Source organism: Nonomuraea sp. NPDC049684 (genome assembly GCF_044465345.1).
In the GTDB taxonomy this organism is placed as follows: domain Bacteria; phylum Actinomycetota; class Actinomycetes; order Streptosporangiales; family Streptosporangiaceae; genus Nonomuraea.
The window spans coordinates 301,332-322,160 of the sequence record NZ_JBITLO010000010.1 but is presented as its reverse complement, the minus strand read 5'-3'; the positions used below and the strand labels follow the sequence as shown (position 1 = coordinate 322,160).

Genomic DNA, 20,829 nt, shown 5'->3' with positions numbered 1-20,829 from the left:
CCGCCACCACCACCGACCCCTCTGCCACCTCCGCCCATGCCGCCCCCGCCGCCCGCGCCGAGGCGGCTGAGCCCCAAGGTGCTGCTCATCGACCCGGTACGCATGCTGCCCTCGCTGCTGCTGCCCCTGGTCGGCGTGCTGTTCGTGGGCGGCTTCTCGGCCAGGTCCTATGCGTGGGCGGCGTTCGGCGTCGTCGGCACCGTCGTGTTCGCGGTCATCCGCTGGGCCACCTTCACGTACGAGATCGTCGGCGACCGCCTGGAGACCAAGCGGTCGCTCATCAGCCGCTCGATCCGGACCATCCCGCTGGAACGGGTGCGCGGCGTCGACGTGTCCACGCCGCCCATGCACCGCATTCTCGGGCTCGCCGTGCTCAAGGTCGACACGGGCGCGAGCGGCGACGACGAGGAGGCCGCGCTCGACGGCGTCACGCTGGGCGAGGCCGAACGCCTCAAGGCGGTGCTGCTGCGCCGTGCGGTCCAGGTCAGGGAGGCCGAGCACCTCCCCGGGCCCGGCCCCGCCCCGGTGAACCGGCCGATCATCGCCGTCCCGCGCCGGTGGCTCCTGTACGGGCCGCTGTCCGGGGCGTACCTGCTCACGCCGTTCGCGCTCGCCGGCGGCGCGGTGGGACTGGCCTTCCAGTGGGGCGACGACCTGGGCTTCGGCCAGGACGCCGCCTGGAGCGCGGGGGAGTGGCTGTGGGAGCACCCCTACCTGCTGCTCGTGGTGGCGCTGCTGCTGGTCGTCGCCATGCCGTTCGTCGGCGGCGTGATGTACGCCGTCTTCAACTGGGACTTCCGGCTCACCCGCCGCGACGGCTACCTCGTGGCCGAACGCGGGCTGATCAACCGGCGCAGCGTGTCGCTGGAGTCCCGGCGGGTGCGCGGTTACGAGATCGTCGACGGTCTGGCCGAACGCATTGCCGGGGTCGTCCGCGTCTGGGCGATCGTGACCGGGCTGGGCGACTCCGAGACGCGCGGGCAGCTCCTGCCCGACGTGCCGCGCCAGGTCGCCGTCGGCGTCACCGCCGACGCCGTGGGCCCCTTCCGCTCCACTCTGCGCGCCCATCCGCCGGTCGCCCGCAACCGCCGCCTGTTCCGCGCGGTCTTCCCGTGGCTCCTCCTGGCCACGCTGAGCGCCGCCGGGGCGTGGGCCACAGGAATGATGCTCTGGTGGATCCTGACGGTCCTGGCGGTGCTCCTGGCGGGCGCTGGGGTGTTCCTGGGCCTCGACCGGTACGCCTCCCTGGGGCACGGCTACGACGGCGCCCGGCTGGTCGTCCGGTCGGGCTCGTTGCGCCGCGCCGAGGCCGTGATCGAACGCCGGGCCGTGGTGGGCTGGCGGCTGCGTCAGACCTGGTTCCAGCGACGGGCCGGGGTGCTGACGCTGATCGCGGGCGTCGGGGCGGGCAAGGGCGGCTACGACGCGCTGGACGTCTCGGAGGCTCAGGGGGCGGCGTTCCCCGCCGAGGTGACGCCGGAGTGGCTGGCGCCGTTCATGCAGCCCCACGCCGTCCCGCCGCAGAACTGAACGCCTTCGCCGGACACCGCGGTACTTCCTTCTTGAACGACCGAGGCCGCGCCCTCCTGTCGAGGTGGGCGCGGCCTGTGGTCGCCTGATCGGGTGCGGGTCAGTCCTGGCGGCGGGCGCCGAACATGATCTCGTCCCACGTCGGAACGGAGGCTCGGCGGCCCCGCGAACCCTTGCGCGCCTGACGCGCGGCCGGCGCGGGCGGCGGAGAGGGCACCGGGACGTCGTCCTTGCCGGGGCCCTTGGCGTCGTCCTTGCCGGGACGGGCGGCCGGGACCGGCGGGGTGCCCTTGGGAGCGCCGGGGCCGGGCTTGGGCCTGGGCGCGGGCGCCTTCTTCTCAGCCACCTCGACCGTCTCGGGCACCTCGACCTGCTCTGCCGCCTCCTCGGACGCCTCCGGCACGGCTACGTCCTTGGTGGAAACGTCCTCGGCGGGCACGTCCTGGGCGGCGGGTTCGGGTGCCGTCGCCGGGTGCTCGTGCTCGGCGTCCGGGGACTTCGCCGCAGCCGCCTCCGGAGCGGCCGGGGACTCTTGGCCGGTCTCGGCGGCCGGCTCGTCCTGGGAGGCGGCGGCTGAGGGCTCGTCGGCCGGTGCGTCCTCGGTGGCGGACGTCTCGGCGGCGGGTGCGTCGGGCGTCGCCGCCTCGGCCGGTGCCGGCTCGATTGGGGCCGGCTCTGCCTGGGGGGTGGCGTCCGCCTCGGCGGTCGTGGCGGTTTCCGGGACGTCCTCGGTGGCTGCCGGGGTTGCCGGTGCGCTCTCGGTGGTCGGCTGTGGTGTGGCGGCCTGCGCCTGCGCTGCGGTTGCCGCGTCCTCCGGCTCGGGGGGTGCGGTCGTCGCATCCTCCGGCTCGGTGGAATCGGGCGTCTTGGGCGCGGGCTCCGCGGTGGTCGGTGCGCTTGACGTCACGTCCGCGGCGGTCGCCTCGGTGGTGGTCGGTTCGGTGGGTGCGGTGGGGGAGGAAGCCTCCGCCTCGGCGTCCGGGACGTCCGTCGCACCGGCCGTCGAGGCGTCCGACGAGGGCGCGGGGGAGTCGCCGGCGTCTTCGGGCGCGGGAGAAGCGGTGGTGTCGGTCTCGGGCGTGGTGGAGGCGGACGTGGTGTCGGCCTCCGGCGTCGTGGAGAGCTGAGCATCCACGGCCGAGCCCGTCGGCTGGGCCTCCGTGGCGGCCGCGGTCTCCTGCTGCACGTCGGCCGTGGCGGCGGGCTCCGGCTGGACGGGCGTCGCGGCGGCAGGCGCCGAGGTACTGGGCTGGGCCGGAGCGGAAGCGTCGGGCTGAGCCGTGCGCTCGCCGTGGGCCGTCGGCGAGGACGGCTGCTCCGCCGGCGGCACCCCCGGCCCTTCGGGAGCGGCCGACGTCGGCGGGACCTCAGGAGCCGCCGACGTGGCGGCGCCCTCGGCAGCGGACACCGCCGCCTGCTGACCCAGAGACTCCGAAGCGGCAGGGGACCGAGTGCCGGCCTCAGAAGCGGCGGGCGACTGGGCACCCTGCGACGGGCTGACCGACGGTTGCCCATCCATCGACGGGCTGGTAGGCGACTGCGTGCCAGGTGCCTGGGTCGCAGGCGGCTGCGGGCGGAAGTCCGAAGCAGCGGGCGGCCGGGTACCGAGGTCCGGAGCGGCGGGTGGCTGCGTGCGGAAGTCCGAGGTGGCGGGTGGCTGCGTACCGAAATCCGAGGCAGCGGAAGGCTGGGCGGATGTCGTCGGTTCGGTGGGTGATGGGTGGGAGGTGAGCGGGCGGGAGGGCGGGGTGGCGGGCGCGTAGATGGAGTCGTCGCGCTCGCTGGAGCGGCCGGAGCCGAAGTCGGGCAGCCACGGCGACGTGCCGCCGCGGCGGGAGGAGGCGTCCGTGGAGCGGCCGAAGCCGGTCTCGCGGCCCGCGGTCTCCCCGCGCTGCCCCTCGGCGCGTTCCCCGCGCTGCCCCTCAGAGCGCTCCCCGCGCTGCCCCTCGGCGCGCGACGGGTCCTGGTGGAAGCCCTCGCCCCGGAAGGGGGCGCGGGTGGCGTCGGGCAGGGACGACGAGCTGTCCGACGCGCTCGCCCGCCCCGGGGACGGCCGGTCGAACGGCACGTCACGCCCAGGCACGTCACGCCCGGAGACGTCGCGGCCTGTGAGGTCGCGTCCCGGCAGGTCGGGGCCGCGGCCGTAGCCGCCGGTGTCGGCGGGCCTGGGCGGCGGGGTGTAGCCGACGGCCGGCTCCTCCGGCTCGCGGCGCACGACCGAAGGGAAGGGCAGCGGGTCGGAGGCGAGCGGCGGCACCGGCTGCAGCTTGGCCACCCGCGGCGCGAACGGCGTGACCGTGGTGTCCTCCACCACGGCGGGCTCGGGATCGAAGTCGGCCGACGACAGGCGCATGGCCTCGTCGTCGTGCGGGGAGACGTGGCGCTTGCGCGGGTCGAAGAGCCATTCGGCGTGACGCGTGTGACCGTTCCAGACGTAGCCGAGCTTGACCCGCCACAGGCCGTCGTCGCGCTTGGCCGAGTCCCAGTCGATCTCGTCGGTGGGGACGCCGCGCCTGGTCAGCCGCTCGGCCACCAGCTCGCCGAGGGTGGGACCGGGCGCGGTCTCCCCGGGCATGCGGACGGCGACGCGTTGCGCCTGCTGGGCGACGTACTCCCGCTCCTGCAGCACCGGGCCCTCGAACCAGCGGACTCGTTCGACCGGGATCCCGGCGGTCGCGGCGATCTCTTCCGCTGTCTCTCCGGCGCGGATGCGTGCCTGGATCTCCTTGGGGCGCAACGGGCTCTCCACTTCGATCTCGTACTGGCCGAGACGGGAGAAGTTGCCGCGGACGGCAGCACGGAGCCGGTCGTCCACGGGAAGGGTGAAGCGCGTACCTCGCCCGGCAGTAGCCAGCACGAGATAGGTGCCGTCCTCACTCACCGCGACGAGTCGGAGCTCCTGCATGCGAGTCCCTTCGTCAGCGTCGCCATTCTTCCCCCGGACCCTTGAGTCTCTCGCGTGTGCCGGTTGCCTGCCAGCACCGTACCCGGCATGTCCGAACATCGCCTTCCTGGGAAGCCCCGGGGGCGATGTGACGCCGGTCACATTTGTGGATTCCATTTCCTCTAGTGCCCGCCGCTGTGCATGAGGAGGTTAGAGCTCCTCGACGGATTCTGGCGAATCGCGGCGCGTGCTGTTGTGCACTTCAGCGAACTCGCGACAAGGGAAGGACCGGCGTCCGGACGGCGTTCGAGAAGACGCGCCGCGGCGGCGGCGAGGTACGGGGCGCCGGCCGAGAACGCCGGCCCGCCGGAGGCGACCTGGCACCAGCCCGAGTCGGCCGCGCCCACGACGAACACCCCCGAGCGCACCAGCGACCGTACGGCGGCGCCGAGCGCGGGCGAGTCGGCCCCGTCGGCGGCGAGCGCGACGACGGACGGGCCGCGCGCGTGCCGCCGGATCCAGTCGAGCCCGGCCAGCACGTCGGCCAGCGAGCCCGACCCCGCGCAGCCGAGCACCCGCACCGAGGCGATCCTGGCCTGCGGCGCCCGCGAGGCGACGGCCCTGGCCACGCGCGTGCCGTGCCCGCCGCAGTCGCGCCCGGTGCCGCCGGTGGCGTCGAAGGCGCGCCAGGCCCGGTCGCCGAACTCGGCCCGGGTGACGTCGACGCCGCTGTCCACGACGAACACGGTCGTGCCCGCGCCCGTGTCCGTGCCCGCGCCCGTGTCCGTGCCCGCGCTCGTGTCGGAGGCGGCCTCGGCGGGGGCGGGCGCGTCGGCGGGCATGGCGTGGATCTCGCGGTCGGGCTCGACGGCCAGGACCCGGGGATCGGATCTGAGCTCGGCCAGCTCGCCGACGGTGAGGAAGGTGGCGAAACCCGGCAGGGCCTCGGTGTAGTAACGCCGTACCCGCCATCTCACCTCCGCGACGAGGTCCCGGGCGTCCGCGCGGCTGCGCGCGGTGACGATGTAGGGCCGGGTGGGCTCGGAGGCCGAGGGGCGCAGGGCGAGTCCGGAGGCGGGCGTCATGGCGAGAGGCACAGCGGTCGTCGCGGCCGTCGCCACGGCCGCGGCGAGGTAGACGGAGGGTAGGCCGAATCGTCGGGGCACGAGTTACGAGGATGCCTGTCACGCAGGTCACAGGAACAACGGGACACGCGCTCGCGTCTATTCACGAGGAAGCTCTTTACCGTACGTATGACCAGAGGGGACTGATCCGGGGGATGACCGGCGAGCAGCGGAAGTTCGAGCTGAGCGTGCCACAGATCCTCGGGAGCGCCCTCGCCGCCGTCACCGCCGCGGTGGCCGCCTCCTACCTCGGGGTGGCGGGCACCGTGATCGGCGCCGCCGTGGTCAGCATCGCGAGCACGGTGGCCAGTGCCGTCTATACGCACTATCTCAAGCGCACCGGCGACCGGGTCAAGCAGCACACGCTGTCCGCGTGGCGCGAGGAGCAGGAGGAGGGGCAGGGCCTGCTCGCCGCCGCCGCGAACGCCACCCCGGCCGCGGGCGAGGAGACCGCCGCGCACACCGTCCAAGGAAGCGCCGTTCAGGGAGGCGCCGTTCAGGGAGGCGGCGTTCAGGGAGGCGGCGTCCAGGGGAGCGGTGCTCAGGGAGGCGGCGACCAGGGGCATGACACGCTGGTCATGCCGGTCGCCGTGCCCGCCGGGCGCAGGGGGCTGCCGTGGCTGAAGATGGCGGTCGCGGCCGCGCTGGTGTTCGCGGTCAGCATGGGCGGCATCCTCGCCTTCCAGGCCCTCGACCACCGGACGCTGCACGAGCGGGTCACCGGCAGGCAGACGCCGGTGAAGGAGCAGCAGCGCGCCCCCGTCAAGGACCAGGGGCACGACCGCCAGGACCGCGACGACCGGCCGGCCGGGCCGACCCAGTCGCCGACCCCGACCCCCACCCCGACGCCCACGGACACGCCGCGCACGCCGCCGCCGTCCGAGACCGGCGAGCCGAAGCCGAGCGGCACCCCGGCGCCCACGCCCACGGACACGGTCGAGCCCGTCCCCGAGACGCCCGGCCCCGGCGAGGAGGAGCAGGAGCGTCCCGACCCGGGCGGGCAGCAGTCCAGCGCGCCCCCGGCCACGACGCAGCCGGACGAGCCGCCGGCGCAGCAGGAGGGGCGCTAGCCGAGCACCACGTCGAGGTAGTCGTTGGTGAACACCCGGCGCGGGTCCAGCCGGTCGCGCAGCGCGACGAAGTCGTCGAAGCGGGGGTAGACCTTGCGCAGGTACGCGGCGTCGCGGGTGTGCATCTTGCCCCAGTGCGGCCGGCCGTCCAGCCGGTTCATGATCTCCTCCACGCCCTCGAAGTAGGCGGGGTTGGGCGTGGGCCGGTAGATGTGGCAGGCGACGTAGGCCGAGTCGCGTCCGTACGCGGTGGACAGCCAGGCGTCGCTGGGCGGCGTGACGCGGACCTCGACCGGGAAGGTGATCTTCCAGTCCATCCTGTCGATCAGGTCGCGGGTCTCGCGCAGCGCCTGGGCCAGGTGCTCGCGCGGCACGGCGTACTCCATCTCCAGGAACCGCACGTCCCGGCGGGCCGTGAACACCTTGTACGACGTGTCCACCGCCTCCGAGTCGCCGAGGGCCGCCGCGCTGATCGCGTTGATCCGCGGGATCAGCGCCGGACGCCGCCCGCCGACGGCGCAGGCGGCGCCGAAGACGGTGTTCTCCAGGAACACGTTGTCCAGCCAGTGCTTGAACGGGCTCGGCGGCCTGGCCGGGCCCGCGTCCCTGTTGTTGGTCTTGACCAGGCAGGCGTCGGTGTGCGGCAGCCAGAAGAAGTCGAGGTGCTCGTTGGCCGAGGTCAGCGAGTCGAGCGAGCCGAGGATGTCGGTGAGCGTCATCCTGCGCCGCCGGTTGCGCAGCAGGAACGCGGGCTCCACCCGGAACGTCACGGCCGTCAGCACGCCCAGCGCGCCGAGGCCGACCCGGGCGGCGTCGAACAGGTCCTCGCCGGGCACGGCCGTGACGACCGAGCCGTCGGCGAGCACCAGTTCCAGCTCGGCGACCTGGTCGGCCAGGCCGCCGCTGTCGCGGCCGGTGCCGTGGGTGCCGGTCTGGATCGCGCCGGCGACGGTCTGCTCGGTGATGTCGCCCATGTTGGCCAGGGCCAGCCCGCGCTGGTCGAGCAGCTCGTTCAGCACCTTGAGCGGCGTGCCGGCCAGGACCGTGACGCGGTCCTCGCCGGCGGACCTGATGCCGCTCAGCCCCTCGGGGCGGAGCATGATCCCGTCGGTGAGGGCCACCCCGGTGAAGGAGTGGCCCGTGCCGACCATGCGCAGGCGGCGCCCGGCGGCCGAGGCGTCCCGCACGGCCTGGACGACGTCCGCCACGCTCGCGGGGGTGCGCACCTCGGCAGGGGCGCCCGTCTGATTGCCGGCCCAGTTAGTGAAGACCATGAGGCGCCCCTCCGAGCGTCGTTCCGATTAAACGTGAACGATACTCACTTCTCCCAGCCTTCGGGAACCGGGAAAATCTGACCGGGCTGCAGGTTCTGCTGCTTGATCACGTCGGAGACCGTGACGAGCTGGTAACCCTTGGCCTGCAGCGACTTGACGATCGCGGGCATGGCGTCCACGGTCTGCTTGACCCAGTCGTGCATGAGGATGATGCCGTCGCGCTCGGCCACCTCAAGGGTCTTCTTCTTGATGGCCTCGACGTTCTTGGTGTCCCAGTCGTGCGAGCCGGCCGTCCACAGGATCATGGGCATGCCGAACTCGGTCGCGACGTCCGACACCTGGATGTCGGCCAGCCCGTACGGCGGTCGCAGCAGCTTGGGCTCGACGCCCGCCGCCTTCTTGACCGCGTCCTGGGTCTTCTTGATCTCGCTCCTGATGACCCCGGCGTCGATCTTGGTGAAGTCGGGGTGCTTGTAGCTGTGGTTGCCCACCTCGTGGCCCTCGGTGACCATGCGCTTGACGAAGGCCGGACGGCTGTTCACGTACTGGCCCTCCAGGAAGAACGTCGCCTTGGCGTTGTACTTCTTGAGGGTGTCGAGCAGCGTTCCCGCGTACTGGCCGGGCCCGTCGTCGAAGGTCAGCGCGATGCACTTGACCTGCTCGCAATCGACCTCGGCCTTCTTCGGCGTCTGGGCGAACGCGGGCGCGGGAGCCAGGGTGACGCAAACTGCCGCGATGGCTAGAAGTGAAGTGATTTGTCGGGACATAGCAAAGCTTCCGGTGTGATGGGTGTTGCGAGGGATAACTCCCGACCGTAGCGGATCAGCTCTTCAGGGGTGAAGGCGCTTCCGGAAGTCTCAGCAAACCCGAACCTCCGACGCCCACGACCGCCGCCGTGAGCGCCGCGCACACCGCGAAGCCGAACGCGCTGGAGGCGCCGAAGCTGTCGGTGAGCCGCCCGCCCGCCCACGCGCCGATCGCCACGCCGAACCCGATCGAGGTGGAGATCCAGGCCATGCCCTCGGTGAGCAGGGACGGCGGGACCAGCCGCTCGGTGAGCGAGAACCCGGTGATGAGCGTCGGCGAGATGGCCAGACCGGCCACGAAAGCCACGGCGGCCATGACCCACGGGTCGTCCACGAGCATGATCGGCAGCAGGCCCACCACGAACACGCCCAGCGCGCGGATGAACCGGGCGCGCAGCGAGATCCGCCACTCCCGCGAGCCGAACCACAGCCCCGACACCATCGACCCGCCCGCGAACGCCGCCAGCAGGAATCCCGAGGCGCCCTTCACGCCGTGCTCCTCGGCGAAGGCGACCATGATCAGGTCCACCGAGCCGAACACCGCGCCGAGCCCGAGGTAGACGCACGCCAGCAGGGCGATGCCGGGGATCAGGATGGGCGTGCCGCCGCCCGTCCTGATCGGTTGCACCGGGGGCTGCGTACGCCGCTGCGCCGCCAGGGCCAGGCAGCCGCCGAGCATGCACACCAGCGCCACCACCAGCCCCGCGTACGGGTTGACCGCGGTGGCCAGCACCGTGACGAGCGCGGGCCCGGTGACGAAGACGACCTCGTCGGCCACGGACTCGAAGGCGAAGGCGGTGTGCAGCGTCCCGGTGCCGCCGTGGATCGTGGACCAGCGGGCCCGCACCATAGACCCGATGGACAGGGAGGACGCGCCGATCAGCAGGCCGGAGACGTACAGGGTCCATTCGGGCAGGCGGAGCGCGGCGCTGAGCATCAGCGCGGCCATCGCCAGCGCGTTGACCACCGAGAAGGGGGCGATCACCCGGTTCTGGCCGAACCTGTCCACCAGCCGCCCCGACAGCGGCGCCGCGATGGCGAAGGCCACGTTGGTGGTGGCGCCGACCGCGCCGGCGGTGGCGAAGGACCCGGTGACGGTGGAGATCAGCAGCACGACGCCGATGCCGAGCATGGACATCGGCATCCGGCCGACGAGCCCGGCCAGCACGAATCCTTTGACGCCGGGCCCCTTGAACAACCCCCGGTAAGGCCCGACCACGCTGTTTCCTCCTTACTTGGCGCCCCCACGATGGCGCACCGTCTGTCCGGATGGCAAGTGATATTTCCGGTGAGTGGGTTAACGTGTGCCTGATGTCCGGTCTTCCCTCTCTCCGTGCGGTCCTGCTCACGGTCCTCGGCGTGCTCGTGGTCACCGCCGTGGCCGGGGGAGTCGTCGTGCTCATGGGCGATGACCTGGTCAGGACGGCCCAGGAGCCGGTGCGCAGGCCGATCACCCGCGTGGTTCCGGAGGCCGCTCCCCGCCTCGACCAGCTCGTACCCACGACGGCGCCGGTCAAGGATTTCGGCCAGGGCGGTCCGGGCGTCACCGTGACGCCGCCGCGCGTGCTGGCGATCGCGCCCGCCACGGTCTCGCGGCGCACCAGGCTCGCCCTGGGCGCGCTCAAGCACGTGCAGAAGGCCGCCGTCGTGGACGCGGGCGCGGTCAAGGTCGCCGGCACGTCGCTCAACCTGCTGGCCGTCGACCCGGCCGACTTCCGCTCCTGGACGCCCCAGCCCGTCGCCGACCAGCCGGCCGTCTGGAGCGCGCTGGCCCGGGGCGAGCTGGTCGCCGAGGCCGGCACCACGCGCAGGTACGGCATGATCCTCGGCGCGATGTACCAGGTGGACGGCGGCCCGAGGCTCCGGGTCGCGGCTTCGGCCACGCTCGGGCTCTCCGGCGTGGACGGCCTGGTCAGCACGGAGGTGGGCCGGTCGCTCGGCTTCGCGAAGGGCGTCGCGGTGCTGCTGCACGGCAAGCCGGGCACGATCGCCGAGGCCGGGGTGCGGCGGCTGCTCGGCAAGGGCGCGCAGGTCGTCGTGCTCGACGCGGCCAGCCGCACCCAGCGGCAACAGCAGCAGCAGCCGCAACAACAACAGCAGCAGCCGGTCACCGTCGGCCGCCCGAACAGCTACCTCGACCTCTACAAGGCCGCCGCCACCCGCTGCCCCGGCCTGTCCTGGACGGTGCTGGCCGCCATCGGCCAGGTCGAGAGCAGCCACGGCCGCAACAACGGCCCCTCCAGCGCGGGCGCGCTCGGGCCGATGCAGTTCATGCCCGCCACCTGGAAGCACTACGGCGTGGACGGCGACGGCGACGGCAAGGCCGACATCTGGAGCCCCTACGACGCCGTGCCCGGCGCCGCCAACTACCTGTGCGCCAACGGCGCGGGCAAGGGCGGCGCGAAGCTGCGCAAGTCGATCTGGTTCTACAACCACTCGTGGGACTACGTGGACAAGGTCATGGGCATCGCCGAGGCGTACGCCCGCACCTACGCCTGAGGCCGCCCGCCGGGCCGGACCGGACGCGGGCAGCAGGTGAGCGGGCACGGGACGGGCTCCGGCTCGTCCATCAGCTCCCTGACCATGCGGACGAACGCCGGATGGGTGCCGGCCGTCGCCGCGCGCTCCATCGGCAGGCCCAGCTCGGCGGCCACCTGTCGGGCCTCGGTGTCGAGGTCGTAGACGACCTCCATGTGGTCGGAGACGAACCCGATGGGCACCAGCACGACCGAGCCGGCGTCCGTCTTGCGCAGGAAGTCGCACACGTCGGGCTCCAGCCACGGCACCTGCGGGGGGCCGCTGCGCGACTGCCACACCAGGTGCCACGGCTCGTCGCGGCCCAGCGCCCGGTTGACCAGCTCGGCGCTGCGGCGGAGCTGGGACTCGTACAGGCCGCCCGAGGGGCCGGCGGTCTCGGCCATCGAGACCGGGATGCTGTGGGCGGTGAACACCAGCCGGGCGTCGTCGCGGCCCAGCCGCTCCAGCGCCTGGCGCGTGTGGTCGGCCATCGCCTCGACGAACCCCGGATGGTCGCCGAAGTGCCGCATCTTGATCAGCTCGGGGCCGCCCTCGACGGAGATCCTGGCGATGTCCTCGTAGTACTGGCGGCAGCTCGAATATCCGGCGAACGCCGAGGTGGCGAAGACGGCGGCCCGGCGTACGCCGTCGGCGGCCATCTGCCGCACGGTGTCCTCGCCGAAGGGGTGCCAGTTGCGGTTGCCCCAGTAGACCGGCACGCCCGCGACCGGGCCCAGCGCCTCGACCAGCTCGCGGTTCTGCCGGTTGATCGGGCTGACGCCGCCGAAGCCCTGGTAGTGCTCGGCCACCGCGAGCAGCCGCTCGCGCGGCACGCCGCGCCCCCGCACGACGTTCTCCAGGAACGGCAGCACGTCGTCGGGGCCCTCGGGGCCGCCGAACGACAGGACGAGCAGAGCGTCGTAATCAGCCACGTGTCAAGCCTAGTCAGGAGAGCGGGCGGTCCGGCCGGAGGGAGGGCGAGGCAGCGCAGAGGAGGCGCAGCGGAAACGCGGAGGAAGCGCGGAGGAGGCGCGGAGCGCGGCGTCGCCCGCGGAGCGCCGGTGACCAGGTAGGTTCGATCGAGTGAGCGCATTCGATGACATTCGTGACTATGTGGCCATCTCCCGGGTCCTCTCCCTGAAGCTCTCGCCTGACGGCTCCCGTCTGATCTCGGCCGTGCAGGCCCTCAATCCCGACGGCAAGTCGTACGGCACCGCGCTCTGGGCGATCCCCCTCGACGGTGAGCCGTACCGTCTGACCCGTTCCGCCAAGGGCGAGACGGCCGCCGCCTTCACCGACGCCGGGGACGTGCTGTTCACCTCCGCGCGCCCCGACACCACCGTCAAGGACGCGACCGACGAGGTCCCCGCGCTGTGGCTGCTGCCGCGCGCCGGCGGCGAGGCCCGCCAGATCGCCACCCGCCCCGGCGGCATCGGCGCCGCCCGCACGGCGGGCGACGTGGTGGTGTTCGCCTCCGACGTGCTCGACGGCGACGAGTCGACCGAGGACGAGCGGCGCAAGGCCCGCAAGGACGCCGGTACCAGCGCGATCCTGCACGAGGGCTACCCGGTCCGCTACTGGGACCACGACCTCGGCCCGGCCCGCACCCGGCTGTTCACCGGCCGGCTCGGCGCCGACCGCCTGGAGGACGTGCGCGAGCTGACCCCCGACGCGGGCGAGGCGCTGCGCGACGCCGCCTTCGAGCTCACCCCCGACGGCTCCACCGTTATCGTCACCTGGCGCAGGTTCCTGTCCGGCGGCGACAGCCGTACGGACCTGGTCGCCATCGACGTGGCCACCGGCGAGCGGCGCACCCTGCTCACCGACGAGGCGCACGACTTCGGCGGCCCGATCGCCGTCTCGCCCGACGGCACGCGGGTGGCCTGCGCGCGCGAGCGCATCACGAGCACGGACGTCTCCGTCCGCGTGGAGCTGTGGATCGCCGACCTGGCCACCGGCGAGGGCCGGGCCTACGCCCCCGACCTGTTCCCGATGGACCTCGCCTGGGCCCCCGACTCTTCGGCCCTCTACCTCGTCGCCGACCACCAGGGCCGCCGCCCGGTCTTCCGCGTCCCGCTGGACGGCGAGCACACCAGGCTCACCGGCGACGACGCCGCCTACCTCGGGGTCAACGCCGGCGCCGACGGCGCGTACGTCTACGCCCTGCGCAGCAACATCGCCCTCGCCCCCGCCCCGGCCAGGATCGACGCGGCCACCGGCGAGATCGCCGACCTGCCCTCGCCGGCCCCGCGCCCCGAGGTGCCCGGCACGCTGACCGAGATCTCGGCCACCGCCGACGACGGCGCGACCGTGCGCGGCTGGCTCGTGCTGCCCGAGGGCGCCTCGGCCGACAACCCGGCGCCGTTCCTGCTGTGGATCCACGGCGGGCCGGTCGCGTCCTGGAACGACTGGCAGTGGCGCTGGCAGGCGTGGATCATGGCGCAGCGCGGGTACGCCGTCCTCATGCCCGATCCCTGCCTGTCCACCGGCTACGGCCAGGAGATGATCGACCGCGGCTGGGGCGCCTGGGGTCCCCGCACCCAGGCCGACCTCGACGCCATCGTGGACGTCGCCCTGGCCAGGGACGACATCGACGACGAGCGCGTGGCGGCGATGGGCGGCTCGTTCGGCGGCTACATGGCCAACTGGCTGGCCGGGCACACCGACCGCTACCAGGCCATCGTCACCCACGCCGCGCTGTGGAACCTCGACCAGTTCGCCGGCACCACCGACTCCTCGCTGTACTGGCAGCGCGAGTTCGGCGAGCCCGGCTCGGAGCGTTACGAACAGCTCTCCCCGCACCTGGGCCTGGGCAAGATCACCACCCCGATGCTCGTCATCCACGGCGACAAGGACTACCGGGTGCCGATCGGCGAGTCCCTGCGCCTGTGGTGGGACCTCCAGCGCACCGACGTCGAGTCGAAGTTCCTGTACTTCCCCGACGAGAACCACTGGATCCTCAAGCCGGGCAACATCGTCGCCTGGTACGAGACCGTGCTCGCCTTCCTCGCCCAGCACGTGCTCGGCGAGGAGTGGAAGCGCCCGGACTCGGTGGCCTGATGACCGACTTCCTGCGGCTGGCCGAGGACGTCGCCCGCGAGGCCGGGGACATGCTCCTGGCCAAGCGGCCCACGATGTCGGAGGACGTCGAGACCAAGTCCAGCCCCACCGACGTCGTCACCATCCTGGACAAGGCGTCGGAGGAGCTGATCCGCGAGCGCGTCCTGGCGGTCCGCCCGGACGACCGGTTCCTGGGCGAGGAGGGCGGCGAGGCGCCGGGCGCGTCCGACGTGCGGTGGATCGTCGATCCCGTCGACGGCACCGTCAACTTCCTGTACGGCCTGCCCGACTGGGCGGTGTCCATCGCCGTCGAGGTCGCCGGGCAGGTCGTGGCCGGGGTCGTCAACGTGCCGGCGCGGGGCGAGGTGTTCACCGCCGCGCTCGGCGAGGGGGCCTGGCTGGGCGGCGCGCGGCTGCGCTGCAACAGCGGGGTGCCGCTGGCCCGGGCGCTGGTCGCGACCGGGTTCGGCTACTCGGCGCCGCGCCGCGAGGTGCAGGGACAGGTCGTGGCGGCGGTGCTGCCGCGGGTGCGCGACATCCGGCGCGGCGGCTCGTGCGCCATCGACCTGTGCTCGGTGGCGGCGGGCCGGGTGGACGCGTACTACGAGCGCGGCACCAACACCTGGGACCACGCCGCGGCCGGGCTGGTGGCGACCGAGGCGGGAGCCCGGCTCGGCGGCCTGCACGGCCGCCCGGTGGGCCCGGAGTTCGCGCTGTGCGCGGCTCCCGGCCTGTTCGAGGAGCTGCACGACCTGCTCGTGCCGCTGGACCCCGAACGCGACTCCTGACGGGGCCGCCTCACGCGGTGGGCGGGACATGACAGGACGGCCGGGGCCCGGCGGGCCCCGGCCGTCGCACGCGTATGTCTACCGCGGCAGCGGGACGCCGTGATCGTCGGCCAGGCGGCGCAGGTCCTCGATCTCGGCGGTGAGGGTGTCGGCGAGGTAGTCGTCGCCGGTGCTGCGGGCCTCGGAGAGGCCCTTGTAAGCCTGGTCGAGGCGGCGTTCGATCGTCGTGGTGAACTCGCCCATCTCACCTACTCTCTCAGGGGTTCGATCCGTGCGGGGCGAAGGGACCCCATTGCCAGTGGATGTCCGGGCAATGGGTGTCCCGACGGCATACCCCGGGTTATCGCCCTCTGAAACATGAATTTGTGCGGCCCCTGCCCGGCACACCCCTGGACATGCCTTACCGTGCGCTTATCGAGCCTGTAGGCAGAATGAGACACCGGAACCGGAAAGAGGGTGTACCAGGCGTGCGAGTGCTGGTTGTCGAGGATGAGCGGGTGCTCGCCGACGCGATCGCGACCGGGCTGCGGCGTGAGGCCATGGCCGTCGACGTCGCCTACGACGGCGGCGGCGCCCTTGAGCGCACCTCCTACATCGACTACGACGTGATCGTGCTCGACCGCGACCTGCCGGTCGTGCACGGCGACGAGGTGTGCCGCCGGCTGGTCGAGCAGCGCTCGGCCTCGCGGATCCTCATGCTGACCGCCTCCGGCGACGTGGACGACAAGGTGGAGGGGCTCGGCCTCGGGGCCGACGACTACCTGGCCAAGCCGTTCGTGTTCATCGAGCTGGTGGCCCGGGTGCGCGCGCTCGGCCGGCGTTCGGCGCCCGCCCTGCCGCCCGTGCTGGAGCGGGCCGGGATCCGCCTCGACCCGGGCAAGCGGCTGGTCGAGCGCGACGGCAAGGAGATCGTGCTCACCAAGAAGGAGTTCGCGGTCCTGGAGGAGCTGATGCGCGCCGAGGGCGCGGTGGTCAGCCAGGAGGACCTGCTGGACAAGGCGTGGGACGAGAACATCGACCCGTTCACGAACGTCGTCCGGGTGACCATGATGACGCTGCGGAAGAAGCTGGGCGAGCCTCAGGTGATCGAGACCGTGCCCGGGGTTGGGTACAAGTTGTGAGCGAACGGCCAGAGCGCGGGGCGGGGCCGACGCATCCGATGATCAGCCCCCATTCGGCCAGGAAGGCGACGCGCGTGCAGGAGGCGCCACCCCCGAGCGGGCCGCCGGCCTGGGACGGCCCGCCCCCGCCCGGCTCCGAGACGCCCGCCCGCAGCACCCTGGAACGGGTCAGGGGGCTGCCCGCCAAGGTGAGCATCCGGTGGCGGCTCACGCTCACCTACAGCGCTCTGGTGTTCGCCGCCGCGGCCGTGCTGCTGTTCGTCGTCTACTCGATCGTCGGCAGGTCGATCGAGAACGCCTGGCCCGACCTGATCACCGACGACCTCGACCCGCTCGACGCCGCCATCATGCAGAACCGGTGGACCCTGGCCAAGGGGCGGGCCGTCAGCAGCGCCCGCGACGCGCTGTTCACCAGCTCGTTCATGGCGCTGGCCGGGGTCGGCATCCTCGCGCTCATCATCGGCTACTTCGTGGCCGACCGGGCGCTGCGGCCGGTCACCCAGATGACCAGCGCGGCCCGCAAGCTGTCGGAGAGCACGCTCGCCCACCAGCGCATCGCCCTGCGCGGCCCCAACGACGAGCTGAAGGAGCTGGCCGACACCTTCGACGCCATGCTCACCCGGCTCAACATCGCCTTCGACACCCAGCGCAGATTCGTGGCCAACGCCTCCCACGAATTGCGCACGCCGTTGACGATTAACCGGACCGTCCTGGAGATCGCGTTGTCGGATCCGGAGGCGTCGGAGGACCTCAAAGCGCTCGGCCGCACGCTGCTGGAAGTCAACGCGCGTAACGAGAAGCTCATCGAGGGGCTGCTGTTGCTCGCCAGGAGCGAACGAGAACTCGCGGTGCGCAAACCGCTCGACGTTCAGGAAGTCGCGCAGACGGCCGTGGAACAGCTCGCGCCCTTCGCCGCCGAACACGGCGTGACCGTTGTCGCCGAACTGGTCAGCGCGCCTACCGTGGGCGACCCGGTGCTTCTGGAGCGGTCCGTCAGCAACCTGCTGGAGAACGCCGTGAAGTACAACCTTCCCGAAAACGGAAAAGTCTGGATCCGGACGGGAATGGCGGACGGGGGGCTGGTTGTTCAGGTGGCCAACACGGGGCAGCACGTCCCGGCGTACGAGGTGAACAGCCTGTTCGAGCCGTTCAGGAGGCTCCACGCCGACCGCGTGGAATCGGCCAAGGGATCGGGTCTGGGGCTGTCCATCGTCCGTGCGGTGGTGCAGGCACACGGTGGAAACGTGACCGCTGTGCCGCGTGACGGCGGAGGACTTGTGGTGACGATTAGGCTTCCGACGCGTTGACCGAGCGTCCTTGAGTGGGCCATGGGGCGCCGACGGGTGACGTTCAGGCGTGTTCGTCCGCGTGTTGATGTAGTGGGGGCGTCTCGTTCTCGCCGTACATGTGGTTGGATGTGCCGTCGAACACGGTGGTGCATGACGCCAAGGCTGTGGGTTTCGCCATATTTGGCTAACCATTGCCGTCGGCAGCAGGCCCTGTCGTGTTGGGAGGTTCGTTGTCCGTTCGCGCGGGGTACCGATGGAAAATCTCCCCGACGGAACGGGCACAAGATGGGCCTCCCGGACGTTAGAAGACGCGCGATGAGCGCGAAGACATATAGATGAGGGGGATGGAGTAAGCACAATGGCTACCGACTACGACAGCCCGCGAAAGACAGACGACGACCTGGGGGAGGACAGCCTCCAAGAACTCCAGGCACGGCGTACCGACAAGTCGTCCGGCAGCATCGACATCGACGAGACCGACCTCGCCGAGTCGCTGGAGCTGCCCGGCGCGGATCTGTCGAACGAAGAGCTCTCCCTGCGGGTCATTCCCCGTCAGGCCGACGAGTTCACCTGCTCGCGCTGCTTCCTGGTGCACCACCGCAGCCAGCTGGCCTCCGAGAAGAACGGCCAGCAGATCTGCCGGGAGTGCGCCGCCTGACCGCTGGAGCGAAGGAGCTCAGGGTGAGGGACCCAAGGCACGACCGAGCCCGCCTACCCTGAGCGGTCGCGACCAAGAGGACGGAGGCATCGCGTGGCCGGACCCGAGAAGGACAAGCAACAGGCGGACGACGGGATCGCCGACCCCGGCAAGGAGGTCGGCGAGCTCGTTGTGCGGCTCACCGAGCCCGGCGAGCTGGAGCCGGCCGAGCGGCGCAGGCTGCTCGGCCGACTAGCCAGGTCCCTGGCCGCAGGGGCGAAGAAGGCCCGCGAGAGCGGCGCAGGCCGCGGCCGCTGGCTGGCCGACGTCTTCCTCAACATCGCGCCCCGCATCCCCATCCGCGACCTGTCGACGCTGTCCGAGCATCATCACGGCCTCACCGGCGAGGAGCTCGCCGACGACCTGGTGCGCACCGCCCAGAAGGCCACGATGACGGTCGGAGCCATCGGCGGAGCACTGGCGGCGGCCCAGTTCGCCGCACCACCCCTCCTGCTCTCCGCGCCCGCGCAGCTCGTCGCGGAGACCATCGTCGTCGCCGCGATCGAGGTCAAGCTCCTGGCCGAGCTGCACGAGGTCTACGGCGTCCGCGTCCAGGGCAACGGCACGCAGCGTGCCCTCGCCTTCGCCTCCGCCTGGGCCAAGCAGCGCGGGATCGACCCCCTCGCCCCCGCGTCCGTCTCGCTCGCGCTCGGCGCCGCGTCCAAGGCCGCTCTTCGCAACCGTCTCATGCGCACCCTCGGGCGCCATCTGACCACGTTCGGCCCCTTCCTCACCGGAGCCGTCGCCGGCGGCGCGCTCAACCGCGGCGCGACCGGCAAGCTCGGCAAGACCATCCGCGACGACCTGCGCCTCAAGGGCCCGTCGTTGCCGGCGTCCGACCCCCCTGACGAGCTGACGCCGTAGCCCCGCGGCCGCGAGGTCAGCCGTCCCGGCGGTCCACCCGCTTGTCGACCACGCGCTTGAGCTTGCCCACCGACCGCTCCAGCGTCTCGGGGTCCACCACCTCGACCTCGACGGTCACGCCGACGCCCGCCTTGACCGCGTGTCGCAGCGCGCGGCCGGCCTCCTCGCGGCCGGTCGCGGGGGGGGGGGCGGGGGCCCCGGCCCGGGGGGGGGGGGGGGGGGGGGGGCGGCGCCGCCCCCCCCCCCCCCCCCCCCCCCCCCCCGGCCGCGCCTCGACCCTGACGGTGAGCACGTCGAGCCGGTCCGGGCGGGTCAGGTGCAGCTGGAAGTGCGGCGACAGGCCGGGCACGCGCAGCACGAGCTCCTCGATCTGGGTCGGGAACACGTTCACGCCGCGCAGGATGATCATGTCGTCGGTGCGGCCGGTGACCTTCTCCATGCGGCGGAAGGCGGGCCTGGCCGTGCCGGGCAGCAGCCGGGTCAGGTCACGGGTGCGGTAGCGGATGACCGGCATGGCCTCCTTGGTGAGGCTGGTGAACACCAGCTCGCCGCCGCCGGGGGCGGGCTCGCCGGTGAACGGGTCGACGGTCTCGGGATAGAAGTGGTCCTCCCAGACGTGCAGGCCGTCCTTGGTCTCGACGCACTCGTTGGCCACGCCGGGGCCCATGACCTCCGACAGCCCGTAGATGTCGACAGCGTGCAGGTCGAAGCGCTCCTCGATCTCGGCGCGCATGCGCTCGGTCCAGGGCTCGGCGCCGAAGATGCCGATCTCCAGCGAGCTCTCGCGCGGGTCGAGGCCCTGGGCGGCGAACTCGTCGAGCAGCGCCAGCAGGTACGACGGCGTGACCATGATGACCCTGGGCCGCAGGTCGGTGATGAGCTGGACCTGCCGGGCCGTCATGCCGCCCGACACCGGCACCACCGTGCAGCCCAGCCGCTCGGCCCCGTAGTGGGCGCCGAGGCCGCCGGTGAACAGCCCGTAGCCGTACGCCACGTGCACCACGTCCCCGGGACGCCCGCCGGAGGCCCGGATCGACCGGGCCATCACCTGCGCCCAGACGTCGAGGTCGGCCTTGGTGTACCCGACGACCGTGGGCTTGCCCGTGGTGCCCGAGGAGGCGTGGACGCGCGCCACCCGCTCGCGCGGCACGGCGAACATGCCGAACGGGTACGACTCGCGCAGGTCCTCCTTGGTGGTGAACGGGAACAGCGCGAGGTCCTCCAGGCTCCGGCAGTCGTCCGGACGCACGCCGTGCTCGTCGAACTTGCGCCGGTAGAGCGGCACGTTGTCGTAGGCGTGGGACAGCGTCCAGCGCAGGCGCTGCAGTTGCAGGGCCATGAGCTCGTCCCTGGAGACGCGCTCGACCGGGTCGAGCTCCTCGGGGGACGGCGGCGGGAAGGGCCTCATCTCAGCTCCCTGCTGCGCCCGCGGAACTCCGCGACCACCCGGCCGCCGGTCCCGCGCACGGTGATGTCGTAGATGCCGCTGCGGCCGTAGGTGGTGCGCTCGGCCGCCTCGGCCACCAGCACGTCACCCTCGTGGGCGGGGGCGACGAAGGTGATCTCGGCCCCGGCCGCCACGGTCACCGGGCCCCGGGTGTTGCACGCGCAGGCGAAGGCGGTGTCGGCCAGGAGGAAGACGTAGCCGCCGTGGCAGATGGCGTGTCCGTTGATCATCTGGCCGGTCACGGTCATCCGGCACACCGCGCGCCCCTCGGCCAGCTCCACCAGCTCGATGCCCAGGGCGGCGGAGGCGGTGTCGGCGTCCAGCATGCGACGCGCGCTCTCCAACTGGTCTCCCTTGC

At 72.4% G+C, this 20,829-nt stretch carries 18 protein-coding genes; 9 read left to right on the top strand and 9 right to left on the bottom strand.

The window, feature by feature from the left end; genetic code table 11:
- The first annotated feature begins 36 nt into the window (after positions 1-36).
- Positions 37-1,530 carry a PH domain-containing protein gene (locus ACIBST_RS30045; RefSeq protein ID WP_397176494.1) on the top strand — a complete coding sequence of 498 codons (1,494 nt, stop codon included), beginning with the start codon at positions 37-39 and terminating at the stop codon, positions 1,528-1,530.
- Between the two features lie 100 nt (positions 1,531-1,630).
- Here the strand turns inward: ACIBST_RS30045 and sepH are convergent, their stop codons facing one another.
- Positions 1,631-4,435, bottom strand: a complete 2,805-nt coding sequence (gene sepH / locus ACIBST_RS30040; protein ID WP_397176492.1) for a septation protein SepH — start codon at positions 4,433-4,435, stop codon at positions 1,631-1,633.
- A 161-nt stretch (positions 4,436-4,596) separates the two neighbouring features.
- Complete coding sequence (locus ACIBST_RS30035; RefSeq protein ID WP_397176491.1) at positions 4,597-5,580, bottom strand: protease inhibitor I9 family protein; 984 nt, start codon at positions 5,578-5,580, stop codon at positions 4,597-4,599.
- 113 nt (positions 5,581-5,693) lie between these two features.
- On the opposite strand from ACIBST_RS30035, the gene ACIBST_RS30030 reads away from it, so the two are divergent.
- Positions 5,694-6,608 carry a hypothetical protein gene (locus ACIBST_RS30030; RefSeq protein ID WP_397176489.1) on the top strand — a complete coding sequence of 305 codons (915 nt, stop codon included), beginning with the start codon at positions 5,694-5,696 and terminating at the stop codon, positions 6,606-6,608.
- Here ACIBST_RS30030 and ACIBST_RS30025 read toward each other — a convergent pair.
- The 3 genes from ACIBST_RS30025 to ACIBST_RS30015 are packed head-to-tail and all read right to left on the bottom strand — an operon-like array spanning position 6,605 to position 9,907.
- Positions 6,605-7,882 (bottom strand): D-arabinono-1,4-lactone oxidase, encoded by a 1,278-nt coding sequence (locus ACIBST_RS30025; RefSeq protein ID WP_397176488.1) that lies wholly within the window; start codon positions 7,880-7,882, stop codon positions 6,605-6,607. The two genes, ACIBST_RS30030 and ACIBST_RS30025, sit on opposite strands and share 4 nt — an antisense overlap.
- Before the next feature lie 44 nt (positions 7,883-7,926).
- Positions 7,927-8,649 carry a polysaccharide deacetylase family protein gene (locus ACIBST_RS30020; RefSeq protein WP_397176486.1) on the bottom strand — a complete coding sequence of 241 codons (723 nt, stop codon included), beginning with the start codon at positions 8,647-8,649 and terminating at the stop codon, positions 7,927-7,929.
- 55 nt (positions 8,650-8,704) lie between these two features.
- The gene (locus tag ACIBST_RS30015) at positions 8,705-9,907 is read right to left on the bottom strand and encodes an MFS transporter (RefSeq protein WP_397176484.1); all 1,203 of its coding nucleotides are present in this window, start codon (positions 9,905-9,907) and stop codon (positions 8,705-8,707) included.
- Between the two features lie 92 nt (positions 9,908-9,999).
- Here ACIBST_RS30015 and ACIBST_RS30010 point away from each other — a divergent pair, with 92 nt between their 5' ends.
- Positions 10,000-11,187, top strand: a complete 1,188-nt coding sequence (locus ACIBST_RS30010) for a lytic transglycosylase domain-containing protein (protein WP_397176482.1) — start codon at positions 10,000-10,002, stop codon at positions 11,185-11,187.
- On the opposite strand, the gene ACIBST_RS30005 is transcribed toward ACIBST_RS30010, so the two are convergent.
- Positions 11,178-12,137 carry a ferrochelatase gene (locus ACIBST_RS30005; RefSeq protein WP_397176481.1) on the bottom strand — a complete coding sequence of 320 codons (960 nt, stop codon included), beginning with the start codon at positions 12,135-12,137 and terminating at the stop codon, positions 11,178-11,180. The genes ACIBST_RS30010 and ACIBST_RS30005 overlap by 10 nt on opposite strands.
- Positions 12,138-12,288: 151 nt before the next feature.
- Between ACIBST_RS30005 and ACIBST_RS30000 the strand changes: the two genes are divergently transcribed.
- Positions 12,289-14,265: a prolyl oligopeptidase family serine peptidase gene (locus ACIBST_RS30000; protein WP_397176479.1), complete on the top strand. Its 1,977-nt coding sequence runs from the start codon at positions 12,289-12,291 to the stop codon at positions 14,263-14,265.
- Positions 14,265-15,053, top strand: coding sequence for an inositol monophosphatase family protein (locus tag ACIBST_RS29995; protein WP_397176477.1), 789 nt, complete (start codon positions 14,265-14,267; stop codon positions 15,051-15,053). Before ACIBST_RS30000 ends, ACIBST_RS29995 begins: the two co-directional genes overlap by 1 nt.
- A gap of 78 nt (positions 15,054-15,131) precedes the next feature.
- Here the strand turns inward: ACIBST_RS29995 and ACIBST_RS29990 are convergent, their stop codons facing one another.
- Entirely contained in the window at positions 15,132-15,296 is a 165-nt protein-coding gene (locus ACIBST_RS29990) for a hypothetical protein (protein ID WP_352359142.1), read from the bottom strand.
- A gap of 224 nt (positions 15,297-15,520) precedes the next feature.
- Between ACIBST_RS29990 and ACIBST_RS29985 the strand changes: the two genes are divergently transcribed.
- From ACIBST_RS29985 to ACIBST_RS29970, 4 genes are all read left to right on the top strand, one after another.
- Entirely contained in the window at positions 15,521-16,174 is a 654-nt protein-coding gene (locus ACIBST_RS29985; RefSeq protein ID WP_349451511.1) for a response regulator transcription factor, read from the top strand.
- Between the two features lie 38 nt (positions 16,175-16,212).
- A complete protein-coding gene (locus ACIBST_RS29980) occupies positions 16,213-17,481 on the top strand; it encodes a sensor histidine kinase (RefSeq protein ID WP_397176613.1) in 1,269 nt (422 codons plus the stop codon).
- Between the two features lie 340 nt (positions 17,482-17,821).
- On the top strand, positions 17,822-18,121 hold the full coding sequence (locus ACIBST_RS29975; protein WP_352324238.1) for a DUF4193 domain-containing protein: 300 nt from the start codon (positions 17,822-17,824) through the stop codon (positions 18,119-18,121).
- Positions 18,122-18,214: 93 nt separating this feature from the next.
- The gene (locus ACIBST_RS29970; protein WP_397176475.1) at positions 18,215-19,024 is read left to right on the top strand and encodes a hypothetical protein; all 810 of its coding nucleotides are present in this window, start codon (positions 18,215-18,217) and stop codon (positions 19,022-19,024) included.
- A gap of 16 nt (positions 19,025-19,040) precedes the next feature.
- On the opposite strand, the gene paaK is transcribed toward ACIBST_RS29970, so the two are convergent.
- Together paaK and paaI are read right to left on the bottom strand one after the other, a co-directional pair.
- The gene (gene paaK / locus ACIBST_RS29965) at positions 19,041-20,432 is read right to left on the bottom strand and encodes a phenylacetate--CoA ligase PaaK (protein ID WP_397176474.1); all 1,392 of its coding nucleotides are present in this window, start codon (positions 20,430-20,432) and stop codon (positions 19,041-19,043) included.
- Positions 20,429-20,797 carry a hydroxyphenylacetyl-CoA thioesterase PaaI gene (paaI, locus tag ACIBST_RS29960; protein ID WP_364414869.1) on the bottom strand — a complete coding sequence of 123 codons (369 nt, stop codon included), beginning with the start codon at positions 20,795-20,797 and terminating at the stop codon, positions 20,429-20,431. Before paaI ends, paaK begins: the two co-directional genes overlap by 4 nt.
- Between the last annotated feature and the right edge of the window lie 32 nt (positions 20,798-20,829).